Source organism: Streptomyces sp. WELS2 (assembly GCF_013870595.1).
Lineage (GTDB): Bacteria > Actinomycetota > Actinomycetes > Streptomycetales > Streptomycetaceae > Streptomyces.
Genome location: NZ_JACBWZ010001337.1, coordinates 1 through 1,087, shown reverse-complemented (window position 1 = coordinate 1,087; position 1,087 = coordinate 1). Strand labels below are relative to the sequence as shown.

The 1,087-nt window shown below is 76.7% G+C and carries 1 protein-coding gene; it reads right to left on the bottom strand.

Features of this window, described 5'->3' with window-relative positions:
* Positions 1-3: 3 nt before the first annotated feature.
* Positions 4-1,087: sensor histidine kinase (locus H5J33_RS36170; RefSeq protein WP_181798896.1), on the bottom strand; the 1,084-nt coding region annotated here is incomplete at its 5' end.

Sequence of the window (1,087 nt, the reverse complement as noted above, 5' to 3'; positions counted from 1 at the left end):
GCCCTAGCCCGCGGCCCCCGGCTCCGTGACCCCCGGCACCCCGGTGTCCGGGGGTTCGTCGTCGGCGTGCGGGCTCTGCGCGGGCGTGCCGTGCACTCCGGGCCGGTACTTGGGAACGCGGAGGGCGACCTTCATCCCGGCCCCGACGCCCGTCTCGATCACGAGGCCGTGCTCGTCGCCGTAGACCTGGCGCAGCCGCTCGTCCACGTTGCGCAACCCGGTGCCCGCCGTCGGGCCGTCCTCGCCGCGCAGGATCCGGCGCAGCCGGCCGGGTTCCACGCCCACCCCGTTGTCCTCGACGACGATCCGGGCCGTCGCCCCCTCGTCCCGCGCGGTGATCGTGATCCGGCCCCGCCCGGCACTGTCCTCCAGCCCGTGCTTGACCGCGTTCTCCACCAGGGGCTGGAGGCAGAGGAAGGGAACGGCCACCGGGAGCACCTCGGGGGCGATCCGCAAGGTGACCTCCAGCCGCGGCCCGAACCGGGCCCGGACCAGCTCCAGGAACTGCTCGACGGCGCGCAGTTCCTCGGCCAGGGTGGTGAACGCGCCGTGGCGGCGGAAGGAGTAGCGGGCGAAGTCGGCGAACTCCAGCAGCAGCTCGCGGGCCCGCTCGGGGTCGGTACGCACGAAGGACGCGATCGCCGCCAGGGAGTTGTAGACGAAGTGCGGGGAGATCTGCGCCCGCAGCGCGCGGACCTCCGCCTCGGCCAGCCCGGTGCGCATCCGGTCGAGGTCGGCGAGCTCCAGCTGGACGGAGACCCAGCGCGCCACCTCCTCGGTGGCCCGCGCCCCGGGCCCCGGCTCCCCCGCGCCGAGCACGACGAGGGCGCCGGGCACCCGCCGGTCGACGGTGAGCGGCGCGGCGGCGCCCCAGCGCACCGGGCAGTCCGGGTCCGGGCAGATGACGGGGAAGGTCTGCGCGCGGCCGGTGTCCAGCACCCGGCGGACCCGCTCCAGGGCCGCCTCCGTGTGGTGCCGGCCCGGTCCCTCCCAGGCCAGCAGCCGGTCCTCGGCGGTGAGCCCGAGCCCGGCCGTGCCGAACAGCGGCCGCAGCCCGCGGACCGCCTTGCGGGCGGCGTCCGGGGTG